Here is a 13,563-nt window from a genome sequence, read left to right on the forward strand (position 1 = left end):
AAAGAGAGAACGACCGCATGAGCCGAGCCGCCACCAATTTGCAAATCGATTCCGCCCGCCTCTGGGGGTCGATCCACGAGACCGCACAATTCGGTGCGACAGCCAAAGGCGGCGTGCGGCGGCTGACGCTGAGCAACGAAGACAAGCAGGTTCGCGACTGGTTCCGCAAAGCGTGCGAGGACGCCGGACTCGAGGTTCACGTCGACGCGCTCGGATCACAGTTCGGCCTGCGCAAGGGCCGCGACATGTCGAAGCCGCCCGTCGGCATCGGCTCGCATCTCGACACCCAGCCTACCGGCGGCAAGTATGACGGCATTTTGGGGACACTCGGCGCGCTGGAAGTGATCCGTACGTTGAACGATGCCGGCATCGAAACCGAGGCGCCGATCTGCGTGGTCAACTGGACCAACGAGGAAGGCTCGCGCTTCGCACCTGCGATGATGGCCTCCGCGGCTTACGTCGGCGACTTTACCACGGACGACATTTTGTCGCGCAAGGACGCCGAGGGCACGACGGTCGGCCAGGCGCTCGACAGCATCGGCTATCGCGGCGACAAGCCCGTCGGCTTCCAGAAGCTCGGCTGCTTCGTCGAGCTGCACATCGAGCAGGGACCGATTCTGGAGGCCGAAGGCAAGACCATCGGCGTGGTCGATTCCGGCCAGGGCGTGCTCTGGTACGATGGCAGGATTTCCGGCTTCGAGAGCCATGCCGGCTCGACGCCGATGCCGCTGCGGCGCGATGCGCTGGCGACGTTGTCGGAAATCGTGCTGGCGATGGAGTCCATCGCGAAGAAGCACGGGCCGAACGCGGTCGGCACCATCGGCGAAGCCGTCATCGCAAATCCTTCGCGCAACGTCATTCCCGGCGAGATCGCCTTCACCATGGATTGCCGCAGCGCCGATGGCGCCATCATGGACGCGCTCGATCGCGATCTGCGCGCAGCGATTGCGGAGATTGCCGCGCGCCGCAAGGTCGAGGTCAAGATCGACCTGGTCTGGCGCAAGCCGCCGACGCATTTCGACCCCAAGCTCATCGCGGCGGTCGAGAACGCGGCGAAGACGCTCGGCTATTCCTCTCGCCGCATCACCTCCGGCGCCGGCCATGACGCCTGCAACCTCAACACGATCATGCCGGCGGCAATGGTGTTCGTGCCCTGCAAGGACGGCATCAGCCACAACGAGCTGGAGGATGCCACGCAGCCGGATTGCGCCGCAGGCACCAACGTCCTCATGCATACCGTGCTGGCGATCGCCGGCCTCGCGTCCTGACCGGAGAAAACCATGCGCGGAGTATTCGTCGACGCCAATGAATCGCTGGCCGTCATCATGGAGCGGCTGGAGCAGCCCGGCGATCCCAAGGTGCGGATCAACCGGAATCCCGACATCAAGCCGGAGCAATATCCTGAGATTCTCGATGGGGCCGAGATCGCGATCGTCGACCACACCGCGCTGCCGACCGAGGTCGCGAAGAAGTGCACCGGACTGAAGCACGTCGTGTTCCTCGGCACCGGCGCACGCAGCTACATGAACCCGGAAGAACTCGCCGAGCTCGGCATCTCCGTGCACCTGATCAAGGGCTATGGCGACACGGCCGTGGCAGAGTCTGCAATTGCGCTGATGTGGGCCTCGGCGCGCGTCATCGCAATGATGGACCGCGAGATGCGCGCCGGCAACTGGCTGCGCGAGGATGGCATGCAGCTCACCGGCAAGACGCTCGGCCTGATCGGGTTCGGCGGCATCGCGGCAGAAGTTGCACGCATCGCGGCGGGCAGCGGCATGAAGGTGATCGCCTGGAACCGCTCGCCGAAGAGCCATCCGGGTGTGGAGTTCACCGATCTCGACACGCTGCTGGCGAAGAGCGACGTGGTGTCACTGCATCTGCTGCTCAACGACGAGACGCGCGGTATGATCACGCGCGAGAAGATCCTTGCGATGAAGCGCGGCGTCATCTTCGTCAACACCGCGCGCGCCGCGATCGTCGACGAAGCGGCGATGATCGACGCGCTGAAGTCGGGTCATATCCGTCATGCCGGTCTCGACGTCTTCAACACCGAGCCCCTGCCTGGCGATCATCCGCTGACGAAGATCCCGAACGTGACGCTGTCGGCGCACTCGGCCTTCCGGACGCCGGAGGCCAGCGAGAACCTGATTGAAGCGGCATTGGTCCACTGCCGCCGGATCGTGAATTCGTAGGGTTGGTTAGCCCTGCAGAGGCGCGAAGCGCGTCGGCAGGGGCATAACCCACCATTGTCTATTCCGCGGGGACAGAAGCGTGGGTTACGGTTTCGCCTAGTCCACCCTACGCTCCCCGCCAAATCGCGAAGGTATAAGAGCAACAGCAATGGCCGACTATCGCACCATCAAGGCGGAGCCGCTCACCAACGCCATCCGCGCCATCGTCAAGGCCGGCGGCTCCTCGGACCGCGAGGCCGAGCTCGTGTCCAGCAATCTCGTCGAGGCCAATCTCAAAGGCCACGACTCCCACGGCGTCGGCATGATCCCGCGCTATGTCCAGAGCGTCACCAATGGCGGCCTCGCCGTGAACGCGCACGTCAAGATCGTGCTCGACACCGGTCCGCTCCTCACCCTCGACGGCCTCACCGGCTACGGCCAGGTGATCGGCCATGAAGCGATGGAGCTCGCGGCCGAACGCGCCAAGAAAAATGGCGTCTGCCTCGTCGGCCTTTCCAACTCGCACCATATCGGCCGCATCGGCCACTGGGCCGAGCAGTGCATCGACCACGGGCTGGTCTCGATCCACTTCGTCAACGTGATCTCTCGGCCGATCGTGGCGCCCTGGGGCGGCAGCGATGCGCGCCACGGCACCAACCCGTTCTGCGTCGGCATCCCGCGTGCAGGCAAGGACCCCATCGTGCTCGACTTCGCCACCAGCAGGATCGCGCAGGGCAAGACCCGCGTCGCCCACAACAAGGGCGTCGCGCTGGAGCCCGGCACCATCATCGACAATGAAGGCAAGCCGACGGTCGATCCGCGCTACACGGTGATCCCCCCGTACGGCGCCATCCTTCCCTTCGGCGAGCACAAGGGCTCGGGGCTTGCGCTGGTGTGCGAAATCCTCGGCGGCGCGCTCTCCGGCGGGCAAGTGGTCAAGGGCCCGTCCGACGGCAAGTACAACGTCCTCAACGGCATGCTCTCGATCGTCGTCGATCCCGCCAAGCTCGGCACCGGCGAGAACCTCGCGCGTGAAGTCGAGAGCTTCGTCGCCTGGCACACCGGCTCACCGCCCGCTTCCGGCGTCGACAAGGTCAAGATCGCCGGCGAGCCAGAGCGCGAGACCAAGACGAAGCGCCTCGCCGAAGGCATTCCGGTCGACCCGACCACCTGGCAGGAGATCATCGAGGCCGGGAAGAAGTTCGGGCTGGATCAGGCGGCGATCGAGAAGATCGCGGGCTGAACGGCCTGACGCGGCGCGCAGTCTTCCCTTCTCCCCTGTGGGAGAAGGTGGCGCGAAGCGCCGGATGAGGGGTTGCCTCCGCACGCAATTCCTCAAGTCATGGGCCGGCATCTGCCGAGACAGCGCCCTCACCCGGCTCGCCGCTACGCGGCGAGCCACCCTCTCCTACAAGAAGAGTGGGCAAGAACGCCCAGCCTCAATCCACCATGTCCGCAACAGCCTTGCCGCAAGCCGTCGTGTCGGCGTTGCCGCCGAGGTCCTTCGTCCGCAGCGTGCGTTCGGCGAGCGTGCGCTCGATCGCCTCCACGATCGAACGGCCGGCTTCCTTTTGGCCGAGATGCTCCAGCATCATCGCGCCCGACCAGATCATGCCGATCGGGTTGGCGATGCCCTGCCCGGCGATATCGGGCGCCGAGCCGTGCACCGGCTCGAACACCGAGGGGAAATCGCCTTCGGGATTGATGTTGCCTGACGGCGCGATGCCGATCGTGCCGGTGCAGGCCGGGCCGAGGTCGGACAGGATGTCGCCGAACAGGTTGGAGCCGACCACGACGTCGAACCAGTCGGGATGCAGCACGAAGTTCGCGGTCAGGATGTCGATGTGGTACTTGTCCCACTTCACGCCGGGAAACTTCTTGGCCATCGCCTCCACGCGCTCGTCCCAATAGGGCATGGTGATGGAGATGCCGTTGGACTTGGTCGCGGAGGTCAGGTGCTTCTTCGGCCGCGACTGTGCGAGCTCGAAGGCGAACTTCAGGATGCGGTCGACACCGGTGCGGGTCATCACCGTCTGCTGCGTCACGAACTCGCGGTCGGTGTCGGGGAACATGCGGCCGCCGACGGAGGAATATTCGCCTTCGGTGTTCTCGCGCACCACCCAGAAATCGATATCGCCGGGCTTGCGGCCCGCCAGCGGCGACGGCACGCCGGGCATCAGCCGCACCGGGCGCAAATTCACATATTGGTCGAACTCGCGACGAAACTTGATCAGCGAGCCCCACAGCGAGACGTGGTCCGGAATCTTGGCCGGCCAGCCGACCGCGCCGAAATAGATCGCATCGTGCTTGCCGATCTTCTCCTTCCAGTCATCCGGCATCATCTGGCCGTGCTTCTCGTAATAGTCCCAGGACGAGAAATCGAAATGGTCGAAATGCAGGGCGACGCCGTGCTTCTTCGCCGCGGCCTCCATGACGCGCAGGCCCTCGGGAATGACTTCCTTGCCGATGCCGTCGCCGGGAATGACCGCGATCCGGTATTGTTTCTTGCTCATCGAGAACGTCCCTTTTTGGTCCGGCAGCCGCCGCCTTTTTGACCGCACTGCAATGGACCAAACGCGTCGGCAGTGCAACGCTGCACTGCAATGTTGACCGTGGCGCGGCCGAGCGCCTACTGGTTTGATCCTGTTCCAATTCCGAGAGTACCCCCAATGGATCTGCATCTGCGTGGCAAGCGCGTCCTGATCACGGGCGCGTCGAAGGGCATCGGCGCTGCCGCGGCCGAAGCATTTGCCGAGGAAGGCGCGCATCTCCTGCTCGCCGCCCGCAGCGGCGATCAGCTCAAGGCGCTGGCCGGGCGCTTACGCTCGGCGCACCAGATCGATGCCGCAACGAGCATCGTCGATCTGCGCAAGGCCGAGGACGTGGCGCGGCTGGCGGAAGAAGCCGCCGACATCGACGTGCTCGTCAACAATGCCGGCGACATCCCCGGCGGCTCGATCGACAAGATCGACGAGGCGACCTGGCGCCACGCCTGGGAATTGAAAGTGTTTGGCTATATCAACCTCACGCGGCAGATCTACGCGCAGATGAAGGCCAAAGGCGGCGGCGTCATCGTCAACGACATCGGGGCTGCCGGCGAGAAGTTCGACGCCAATTACATCTGCGGCAGCGCCGGCAATGCCGCGCTGATGGCCTTCACCCGCGCGCTCGGCGGCAAGAGCCTCGCCGACAACATCCGCGTGGTCGGCATCAATCCGGGGCCCGTCGGCACCGATCGCCACGTCACGCTACTGAAGACGCGGGCCAAGCACCAGTTCGGCGACGAGAGCCGCTACAAGGAATTCCAGAAGAGCCTGCCGCTCGGCCGCCCTGCGCATGCGCGCGAGATCGGCGACCTCATGGCGTTCCTGGCCTCGGACCGCGCGGGCTATACGTCGGGCGTGATCTATACGGTGGACGGCGGCATCAGCGCCGGGTGGGGTTAGTTTTCCGTCATTGCGAGCGGAGCGAAGCAATTCGGCAATGTGTCCGGAGCGGCAGTCTGGATTGCTTCGCTGTGCTCGCAATGACGACACAATGAGCACAGGAGTGAAATAATTGTCTCAAGACCTGATCCGCGAAACTGCATGCACCGTCGTCGACAAGCTGCGGTCTGGCGATGTCTCGCCGCTCGAGCTCCTGGATGTGCTGGAGAAGCGCGTCGGTGAAGTCGACGGCAAGGTCAATGCGCTGCCGACACTGTGTTTCGATCGCGCGCGGGACAGCGCCAAGGCCTTGATGCGCAAACCCGCCGGCGCGCGCGGGCTGCTCGCGGGCCTGCCGGTGCCGATCAAGGATCTGACCGACGTTGCGGGCGTCTTGAACACACAGGGCTCGCCGATCTTCAAAGACAACATCCCCGCCAAGTCCGACCTGATGGTCGAGAACCTCGAGGCCAATGGCGCGGTCGTCTACGCAAAATCCAACACGCCGGAATTCGGCGCCGGCGCCAACACCTTCAACGAGGTGTTCGGCGCAACGCTCAATCCCTGGGACACGACGAAATCCGCGGCAGGCTCCTCCGGCGGCGCCGCGGTGGCGCTGGCCACCGGCATGGCCTGGCTCGCGCAGGGCTCGGACATGGGCGGATCCTTGCGAAGCCCCGCAGCCTTCTGCGGCATCGTCGGCATGCGCCCGAGCATCGGCCGCGTCGCGCATACGCCGAAAGTAGCGATCGATCGCAATCTCGGCGTGCAGGGCCCGATGGCACGCAATGTCGAGGACCTCGCGCTGCTGCTCGATGCCATGAGCGGCGATTATGCCGACGATCCGCTGTCGCTGCCGGCGCCCGCGACCTCGTTCCTGACATCCGCACGGTCCGGCAAGAAACCGAAGCGCATCGCCTATTCACCTGACCTCGGCATCACCCCTGTCGATCCCGAGGTGAAGGCGATCACGCGGAAGGCTGCGGAACGTTTTGCCGAAGCCGGTGTCATCGTCGAGGAAGCGCATCCGGACTGGCGCGAGGCGCATGAGTGTTTCCACGTGCTGCGCGCCTTCGATTTCGCGATCAGCAAGGCGGAGCTGCTGCGCACCAAGCGCGACCTGCTCAAGCCCGAGGTGATCTGGAACATCGAGGAAGGCCTCAAGCTCACCGTGGAGCAGCTCGCGCGCGCCGAGGCCCAGCGCGTCGGCATGACCGCGCGGGCGGTCGAGTTCTTCAAGACCTATGATCTGCTGCTGACACCCACCACAATCGTGCCGCCCTTCCCGATCGAGCACCGCTATGTCGCCGAATGCGCCGGCAAGAGGTTCGACAATTACGTCGAATGGCTCGGCATCGTCTACGCCATCACACTGGCCTGCTGCCCCTCGCTGTCGCTGCCGTGCAGCTTCACGACGTCCGGCCTGCCGGTCGGCGTGCAGGTCGTCGGCGCACCGCGAAGCGACGCCGACGTGCTCGCGGGCGCGAAGGTGCTGGAGGATATATTGGGCCTGCGTAGCACGACGCCGATTGATCCGAAGGTGAAGAACTGACATCTCTCCAATGGCGACGCCCCCTCGCATCGCCCTCATCCACGCCCTCAAGCACTCCATCGCCCCGATCGAAGCGGCTTTTGCGAAGGCGTGGCCGGAGGCGCGGCTGATGAACCTGCTCGACGACAGTCTGCCGGCGGATCTGGCGCGCGACGGAAAACTCAATGACGCGATGACCGAGCGCTTCCTGGCGCTCGGCAATTACGCGGCGACGACCGGAGCGAACGGGATCCTGTTCACCTGCTCGGCCTTCGGCCCCTGCATCGAGGCGGTCGCACGCGCGCATGCGCCGATGCCGGTGCTCAAGCCCAACGAGGCGATGATCGAGCGCGCGGTGACGATGGGCAAGCGCATCGGCCTGCTTTCGACCTTCCCGCCGACCTGGTCTCGATGCCCCCGGAGTTTCCGATGACCGTCCAGATCGTGCCAAAGCTTGCCGAGGGCGCGCTGGCGGCGCTCGACCACGGCGACCGTGCCACGCACGACCGGCTGGTCGTCGAGGCGTCAAAGGACCTGCGCGATTGCGACGTGGTCGCGCTGGCGCAGTTCAGCATCGCAGCGACGGCACCGTTGGTTGCGGAGGCCACCGGCCGCCCCGTCGTGACGACGCCTGACAGCGCGGTCGACAAACTGATGAGACTCCTGAAAGCAAAGGCTTAGACGTCGGCCTTCTTCTGGCGGCGCGCGTCCTTGATCGCCGCCGCGAGCGCGGCCTTGGTCTCTTTGACGAAATCCTCGACCAGTTCCTCGCGCGTGGCATGGGCGGCCTCGCCGGTGAACAGGCCCTGCTCTGCCAGCATCACCACCCCGTGCAACGCCGCCCAGATCTTGAGCGCTTGCCGCTCGCGCAAATAGCCGACGGCAGGCGCTTCGAGGGCTTCGATCACGAGCGAAAAAGTCTCGCGCGTGGCCTCGTGCAGCTCGCTGCCCTTGGCTGCGCATGAGACGGTGCGCGATGCGAACATCAGACGGTAGATGCCATTGCGGCGCAGACCGAAATCGAGGGTGACCTGCGCCAGTCGCGACAGCTTTGATTGCTTCGACGTACCAGTCATCGCCTCGCGCAGGATCGCGCTGAGCTGCCGGAACGCCTCCGCCGTCACCGCTGCAAGCAGGGCCTCGCGGTCGGCGAAGTGCCGATACGGCGCCGGCTGAGAGACGCCGAGTTGCTTGGCCAGCGCCTTGATGCTGATCGCCTCGGCGCCACCGTGCTCCGCCTCGCGCAGCGCGGCCTTGATCAGTGCGTCACGGAGATCGCCATGATGGTAGGTGTTCTCGGGCTTGCGAGCGAGTTGGGAGCGCATGTCGAAGGCAAGCCTATAAGTTTGCGCTTGACAGGGGAAGTCTGTCGCGAATGTAATAGCATATAACTTAGAACAAGCGGCAAATGCCGCGACAATGTCGTCAAGAGGAACGCGCCGCCTTCCAGCAGCGCGCATACGACCGAGGAAGCCGCCATGACAGAGCGATTGAGGGTTCACGTCGATCCCGACAAATGCCAGGGCCACGCCCGCTGTAAGGCGCTCGCGCCCGAGCTGTTCGAACTCGACGAATACGGCAATGCGCACGAAGCCGGCGACGGCATTGTCCCGCCGGGCCTTGAAGACAAGGCCTGGCTCGCCAAATCCAATTGCCCGGAAATCGCAATCGACGTGACCGAGGAGTAGCGCGGGCTCCCTGTGCCCGCGTGCCCGATCCGAACACCAGCCCGAGGATTCCCCGACATGTCCGACGTCAGCCAGCCTGTCGCCCATCCGCCGGTCACCGACTGGGTCAACGATTTCGACCACACCGACCCGCAATGGACGGAAGATCCGTTCCCGATCTGGGATGAACTGCGCGCCGCAAGCCCCGTCGTGCACACCGACCGCTTCCTCGGCTGCTACATGCCGACGACCTATGAAGCCGTGCGCGAGATCGCCAACGACACCGAGCATTTCTCCTCACGCCGCATCATCGTCCGCGACGTTCGTCCAGAGGTCGCGAGGAACGCCGCTCCGCCGATCACCTCGGATCCGCCCGTGCACAAGCCGGCCAAGCAGCTCCTGCTGCCGCCGTTCACGCCGGACGCGATGAAGAAGCTGGAGCCGCGGATGCGCGCGATCTGCAACGAGCTGATCGACGGGTTCATCGCCGACGGCAAGGTCGACGCCGCAGCACGCTACAGCAAATACATTCCGGTTCGAGCCATCGCGCATATGCTGGGCATCCCAGAGAGCGACAGCGATCTGTTCATCCGCTGGATCCACATGATCCTCGAACTCGGCATCAAGGACGAGAGCAAGCTGCTCCAGGCCGTGCAGGAGATGAGCGCCTATTTCAGCGCGCATATCGAGGCGCGCAAGAACAAGCCGACCGACGATCTCGACGATCTCATCTCCTACCTGATGAACGCCAGGGACAAGGAAGGCAACCCGCTCGAAGACTCGCACGTCCTGGGCTCGCTGCGCCTGCTTCTGATCGCCGGCATCGACACCACCTGGAGCGCGATCGGTTCCTCGCTCTGGCATCTTGCGAAGACACCGGCCGACCGCGAGCGGCTGCTCGCCGAGCCCGCACTGATTCCGACCGCGGTAGAGGAGCTGCTCCGCGCCTATTCGCCGGTGACGATGGCCCGCGAGGTGGTGAAGGAGACGACGATCTCGGGTTGCCCGGTCAAGGCGGGCAACATGGTGCTCCTCTCTTTCCCGGCCGCGAACCGCGACCCCAAGGTGTTTCCGGATGCTGACAAAGTCGTGATAGACCGCCGCGAAAATCGTCACGCCGCCTTCGGCCTCGGCATCCACCGCTGCGTCGGTTCCAACCTGGCGCGCATGGAGATGCAGGTTGCGCTGGAGGAATGGTTGAAGCGCATTCCAGACTTCGCGCTCGATCCGGCAGGCACCGTGACCTGGTCGCAGGGCACGGTACGAGGCCCGCGCCAGTTGCCATTTCTGCTGGGAAAGGCGATGTAGGTCTTTCCAACACGAGTATGGAGAGGCTGGACGGCCATGGCTGACGACAACGAGCCGCCCGACAGCAAACTGACGCGCACCAAGGAGAAGTGGGCGCGCGAGGGCCGCTTTCTCACGGGGAAGATCACCCGGCCGCAGGAACAAAGACTGCCGCCCGGCCAGCACCTCACCAAGGACTGGCCCGTGCTCGATCTCGGGGTCGTGCCGCCGGTGTCGCGCGAGCGCTGGCGGCTCGACGTCTACGGTGCGATCGAGACTCCCGTGTTCTGGACCTTTGCGGAGTTCGCTGCGCAGAAGCAGGCCCGGTTCACCTCCGACATCCACTGCGTCACCACCTGGTCGCGCTACGACAACGAGTGGGAAGGGCTCGCCACGCGCGAGCTGCTCGCGGCCTGCCAGCCCCGCGAGGATGCACGCTTCGTCACACTGCATTGCCATGACGGCTACACCACCAACCTCGCGCTGGAAGACTTTGCCGCCGAGGACGCGCTGCTCGCCCATAGCTGGTCCGGCCAGCCGCTGACGGAGGAGCACGGCGGCCCCGTGCGTCTGGTCGTGCCGCATCTCTATTTCTGGAAGAGCGCCAAATGGCTCCAGGCCATCGAATTCCTGACCGAGGACGCGCCGGGCTTTTGGGAAGTCCGCGGCTATCATAACCGCGGTGATCCCTGGGCCGAACAGCGCTATTCAGACGATTAGAATTCCAGGCAAGAACGGGGGAAGCCCATGCCGACCGAGCGCTTTCAATTCACCGGCGAAGGCGGTCATCAGCTTTCAGCCGCACTGGAATTGCCCGACGGCGAGCCCGCGACCTACGCGCTGTTTGCGCATTGCTTTACCTGCGGCAAGGACACGCTGGCGGCCAAGCGCATCGCGGTCGCGCTCGCAGCCAAGGGCATCGCGGTGCTGCGCTTCGACTTCACCGGACTCGGCTCGAGCGAAGGCGATTTCGCCAATTCGACGTTTTCTTCGAATGTCGCCGATCTGGTCCGCGCCGCCGATCATCTGCGCAGTGTCCGCAAGGCGCCGTCGATCCTGATCGGCCACAGCCTCGGCGGCGCTGCGATCCTCGCGGCCGCTGAAAATATCCCGGAAGCCAGGGCCGTCGCGACCATCGCGGCCCCATCCGACCCGGCGCATGTGACCGGCCTCTTCAAGGAGCACCTCGACAACATCCGCACGCAGGGCGAGGTCGAGGTGTCGCTCGCTGGACGCCCGTTCCGGATCAAGCGCGAATTCCTGGAGGACATCGCCGAGCACGCGCTGATGACGGATATCACCGGTCTGCACAAGGCGCTGCTGGTGATGCACTCGCCGGTCGATGACACCGTCGGCATCGACAATGCGACCAGGATCTTCGTTGCCGCCAGGCACCCCAAGAGCTTCGTCTCGCTCGACCATGCCGATCATCTGCTCACCAAGCCGGCCGATGCGCTCTATGCGGCCGATGTGATCGCGGCCTGGGCAAGCCGCTACATCGACACCGCCAAGCCCGCCAAGGCGATGGATCTGCCCGAGGCGCCGCGCCAGGTGGTGGTGCAGGAGACCCGGAAAAGCAAGTTCAACCAGATCATCACCGTCGGACCGCATCGACTGGTGGCGGACGAGCCGGTCGCCGCCGGCGGCGAGGACGCCGGTCCCGGGCCCTATGATTTCCTGCTCGCAGGCTTGGGGGCCTGCACCTCCATGACCATGCGGCTCTATGCCGACCGCAAGTCGCTGCCGCTCGAACGCGTGACCGTCGCGCTGAAGCATTCCAAGATCTACGCCAAGGACTGCGCGGAGTGCGAGACGCGCGAGGGCATGCTCGACCAGATCGAGCGCGACATCACGATGGACGGCGCTCTCGATGCCGACCAGCGCAAGAAGCTGATGGAAATCGCGGACAAATGTCCGGTGCACCGGACACTGACCTCGGAGATCCGGATCGTGACGAGGGCGGCGGACTAGCCACTTGCACTAGAAGCACGATGCCATCGTCCGCACGGCCGCGCTGATCTCGCTCTCGCGCCAAGCCGCAAAGCCGAGCAGAAAGCCGTGATCGCGGCGCCGACCAAGCGCCAGGCTGGACAGGGCGCGCGTCTCGACCCCCGCGGCGACCAGCCGCTTCACCGCCTCCTGGTCGGCAGTGCCGCGCTTGAAGCGGGCGACGAGCTGGATGCCGCCCGGAGGCACTTCGACAGAGAGCTTCTCACCCAGCTGCTGCTCCAGTTCCTCGACGAGATGATCGCGGCGCGCGCGATAGAGGCGGCGCGTGCGGCGCAGATGTGCGAGGAAGTGGCCGTCGGCGATGAATTCGGCCAGGGCCTCCTGAACGTGGCTGGCGGCGATGAGCCCGACATGGCGCTGCGCGATCTCCAGGGTGCCGACCAGCGCCGGCGGCGCGACGAGATAGCCAAGCCGGATATCCGACGTCATCACCTTCGAGAAGGTGCCGACATAGAACACGCAGCCATGGGCATCGAGCCCCTGCAAGGCCGGCACCGGCCGGCTGTCATAATGGAATTCGCCGTCGTAATCGTCCTCCACGATCCAGGTCTTGCCGGGCCTGCTCAGGCTGAGAAACTCGGCGCGGCGGGCGAGCGACATCAACCGCCCCGTCGGATGCTGATGCGAGGGCGTCATGAAGATCAGCCTTGGCGCGGCAAGTCCCGGCATCCGTCGCATGCCCTGCTCGTCCAGTCTGATACCGGTCACGCGCGCGTTGGAGGCCCGGAAGGCAGCCACAGCACCGGGATAGCCGGGATCCTCGACCCAGACCTCGTCACCGGCCGCAACGACGGTTGCGGCAATCAAGTTCAATGCCGCCTGCGCGCTCGGCAGGATCATGATCTGGTCCGCGCTCGCGCGGACGCCGCGGCTGGTGGCGAGATAGCGCGCCAGCGCCTCGCGCAGGCGCGCCCGGTTCACCGATCCGAGCCCACGCTTGGCCGCACCTACGGCGCTACGGCGCAGACAGCGCGCCCAGACCTCGTTCGGAAATTCCCTGAAATCGCCGTGCCCCGGGCGCAACGGCTTCAACTCTCCCTGATAGGACATCGGCCAGTCGACCTGCTTGAGCCTCGAAGCCCAGGGTGAGAGCCGCGGCCTTGCGGAGCGCTTGCTCGATACGACGGCGCCGGTCAATTCGGTACGCTCGCGGCCGTCGACAGCGACCACCGGACGGCGGCCGGGCGAGGCTTCGAGATATCCCTCGGCAGCAAGTTGCTCGAACGCATAAGTGACGGTGTTCCTGGAGACGCCGAGATCACGCGCGAGCCGGCGGCTCGACGGCAGCGTGCGGCCTTTGCCGAGGCGGCCGCTCGCGATCAGCTCTCTCAGCCGGCTCGTGAGCTGGGCCACCAGCCCCTCGCCGTCAGCCCGTTTCAAGTCGATCAGGGCCCAGATCATATCATCGGAAACTGGCACCTTGTTCTTCTCCAATCTGGCACTTTTTCAAGTGCCAGATTGGATGCTATCCG

General features: G+C 65.1%; 12 protein-coding genes and 1 pseudogene. 10 read left to right on the forward strand and 3 right to left on the reverse strand.

The features are described 5' to 3' along the window. Positions 1–17 precede the first annotated feature (17 nt). From RX330_RS26705 to RX330_RS26715, 3 genes are all read left to right on the forward strand, one after another. Positions 18–1,268, forward strand: coding sequence for a Zn-dependent hydrolase (locus RX330_RS26705; RefSeq protein WP_317240453.1), 1,251 nt, complete (start codon positions 18–20; stop codon positions 1,266–1,268). Between the two features lie 12 nt (positions 1,269–1,280). Next, on the forward strand, positions 1,281–2,192 hold the full coding sequence (locus RX330_RS26710) for an NAD(P)-dependent oxidoreductase (RefSeq protein ID WP_317240454.1): 912 nt from the start codon (positions 1,281–1,283) through the stop codon (positions 2,190–2,192). Between the two features lie 148 nt (positions 2,193–2,340). Then, positions 2,341–3,414: a malate/lactate/ureidoglycolate dehydrogenase gene (locus tag RX330_RS26715; RefSeq protein ID WP_317240455.1), complete on the forward strand. Its 1,074-nt coding sequence runs from the start codon at positions 2,341–2,343 to the stop codon at positions 3,412–3,414. 196 nt (positions 3,415–3,610) lie between these two features. Here the strand turns inward: RX330_RS26715 and RX330_RS26720 are convergent, their stop codons facing one another. Further along, positions 3,611–4,684: a tartrate dehydrogenase gene (locus tag RX330_RS26720; protein WP_317240456.1), complete on the reverse strand. Its 1,074-nt coding sequence runs from the start codon at positions 4,682–4,684 to the stop codon at positions 3,611–3,613. A 156-nt stretch (positions 4,685–4,840) separates the two neighbouring features. On the opposite strand from RX330_RS26720, the gene RX330_RS26725 reads away from it, so the two are divergent. From RX330_RS26725 to RX330_RS26735, 3 genes and pseudogenes are all read left to right on the forward strand, one after another. Next, a complete protein-coding gene (locus RX330_RS26725; protein WP_317240457.1) occupies positions 4,841–5,617 on the forward strand; it encodes an SDR family oxidoreductase in 777 nt (258 codons plus the stop codon). A 112-nt stretch (positions 5,618–5,729) separates the two neighbouring features. Then, positions 5,730–7,148 carry an amidase gene (locus tag RX330_RS26730; protein ID WP_317240458.1) on the forward strand — a complete coding sequence of 473 codons (1,419 nt, stop codon included), beginning with the start codon at positions 5,730–5,732 and terminating at the stop codon, positions 7,146–7,148. A gap of 10 nt (positions 7,149–7,158) precedes the next feature. Then, a pseudogene (locus RX330_RS26735) lies at positions 7,159–7,808 on the forward strand (aspartate/glutamate racemase family protein). Here RX330_RS26735 and RX330_RS26740 read toward each other — a convergent pair. Then, a complete protein-coding gene (locus RX330_RS26740) occupies positions 7,805–8,452 on the reverse strand; it encodes a TetR/AcrR family transcriptional regulator (RefSeq protein WP_317240459.1) in 648 nt (215 codons plus the stop codon). The pseudogene RX330_RS26735 and the gene RX330_RS26740 sit on opposite strands and share 4 nt — an antisense overlap. A gap of 153 nt (positions 8,453–8,605) precedes the next feature. Here RX330_RS26740 and RX330_RS26745 point away from each other — a divergent pair, with 153 nt between their 5' ends. The 4 genes from RX330_RS26745 to RX330_RS26760 are packed head-to-tail and all read left to right on the forward strand — an operon-like array spanning position 8,606 to position 12,052. Then, positions 8,606–8,815 carry a ferredoxin gene (locus RX330_RS26745; protein ID WP_212081176.1) on the forward strand — a complete coding sequence of 70 codons (210 nt, stop codon included), beginning with the start codon at positions 8,606–8,608 and terminating at the stop codon, positions 8,813–8,815. 57 nt (positions 8,816–8,872) lie between these two features. Continuing rightward, complete coding sequence (locus tag RX330_RS26750; RefSeq protein ID WP_212081175.1) at positions 8,873–10,102, forward strand: cytochrome P450; 1,230 nt, start codon at positions 8,873–8,875, stop codon at positions 10,100–10,102. Between the two features lie 36 nt (positions 10,103–10,138). Further along, positions 10,139–10,801, forward strand: a complete 663-nt coding sequence (locus tag RX330_RS26755) for a sulfite oxidase-like oxidoreductase (RefSeq protein WP_212081174.1) — start codon at positions 10,139–10,141, stop codon at positions 10,799–10,801. A gap of 27 nt (positions 10,802–10,828) precedes the next feature. Beyond that, on the forward strand, positions 10,829–12,052 hold the full coding sequence (locus tag RX330_RS26760; RefSeq protein ID WP_212081173.1) for a bifunctional alpha/beta hydrolase/OsmC family protein: 1,224 nt from the start codon (positions 10,829–10,831) through the stop codon (positions 12,050–12,052). A 9-nt stretch (positions 12,053–12,061) separates the two neighbouring features. Here RX330_RS26760 and RX330_RS26765 read toward each other — a convergent pair whose 3' ends face one another. After that, complete coding sequence (locus RX330_RS26765) at positions 12,062–13,492, reverse strand: PLP-dependent aminotransferase family protein (RefSeq protein WP_317243975.1); 1,431 nt, start codon at positions 13,490–13,492, stop codon at positions 12,062–12,064. Between the last annotated feature and the right edge of the window lie 71 nt (positions 13,493–13,563).

Source organism: Bradyrhizobium sp. NDS-1, from assembly GCF_032918005.1.
Taxonomy (GTDB): Bacteria; Pseudomonadota; Alphaproteobacteria; order Rhizobiales; family Xanthobacteraceae; genus Bradyrhizobium; species Bradyrhizobium tunisiense.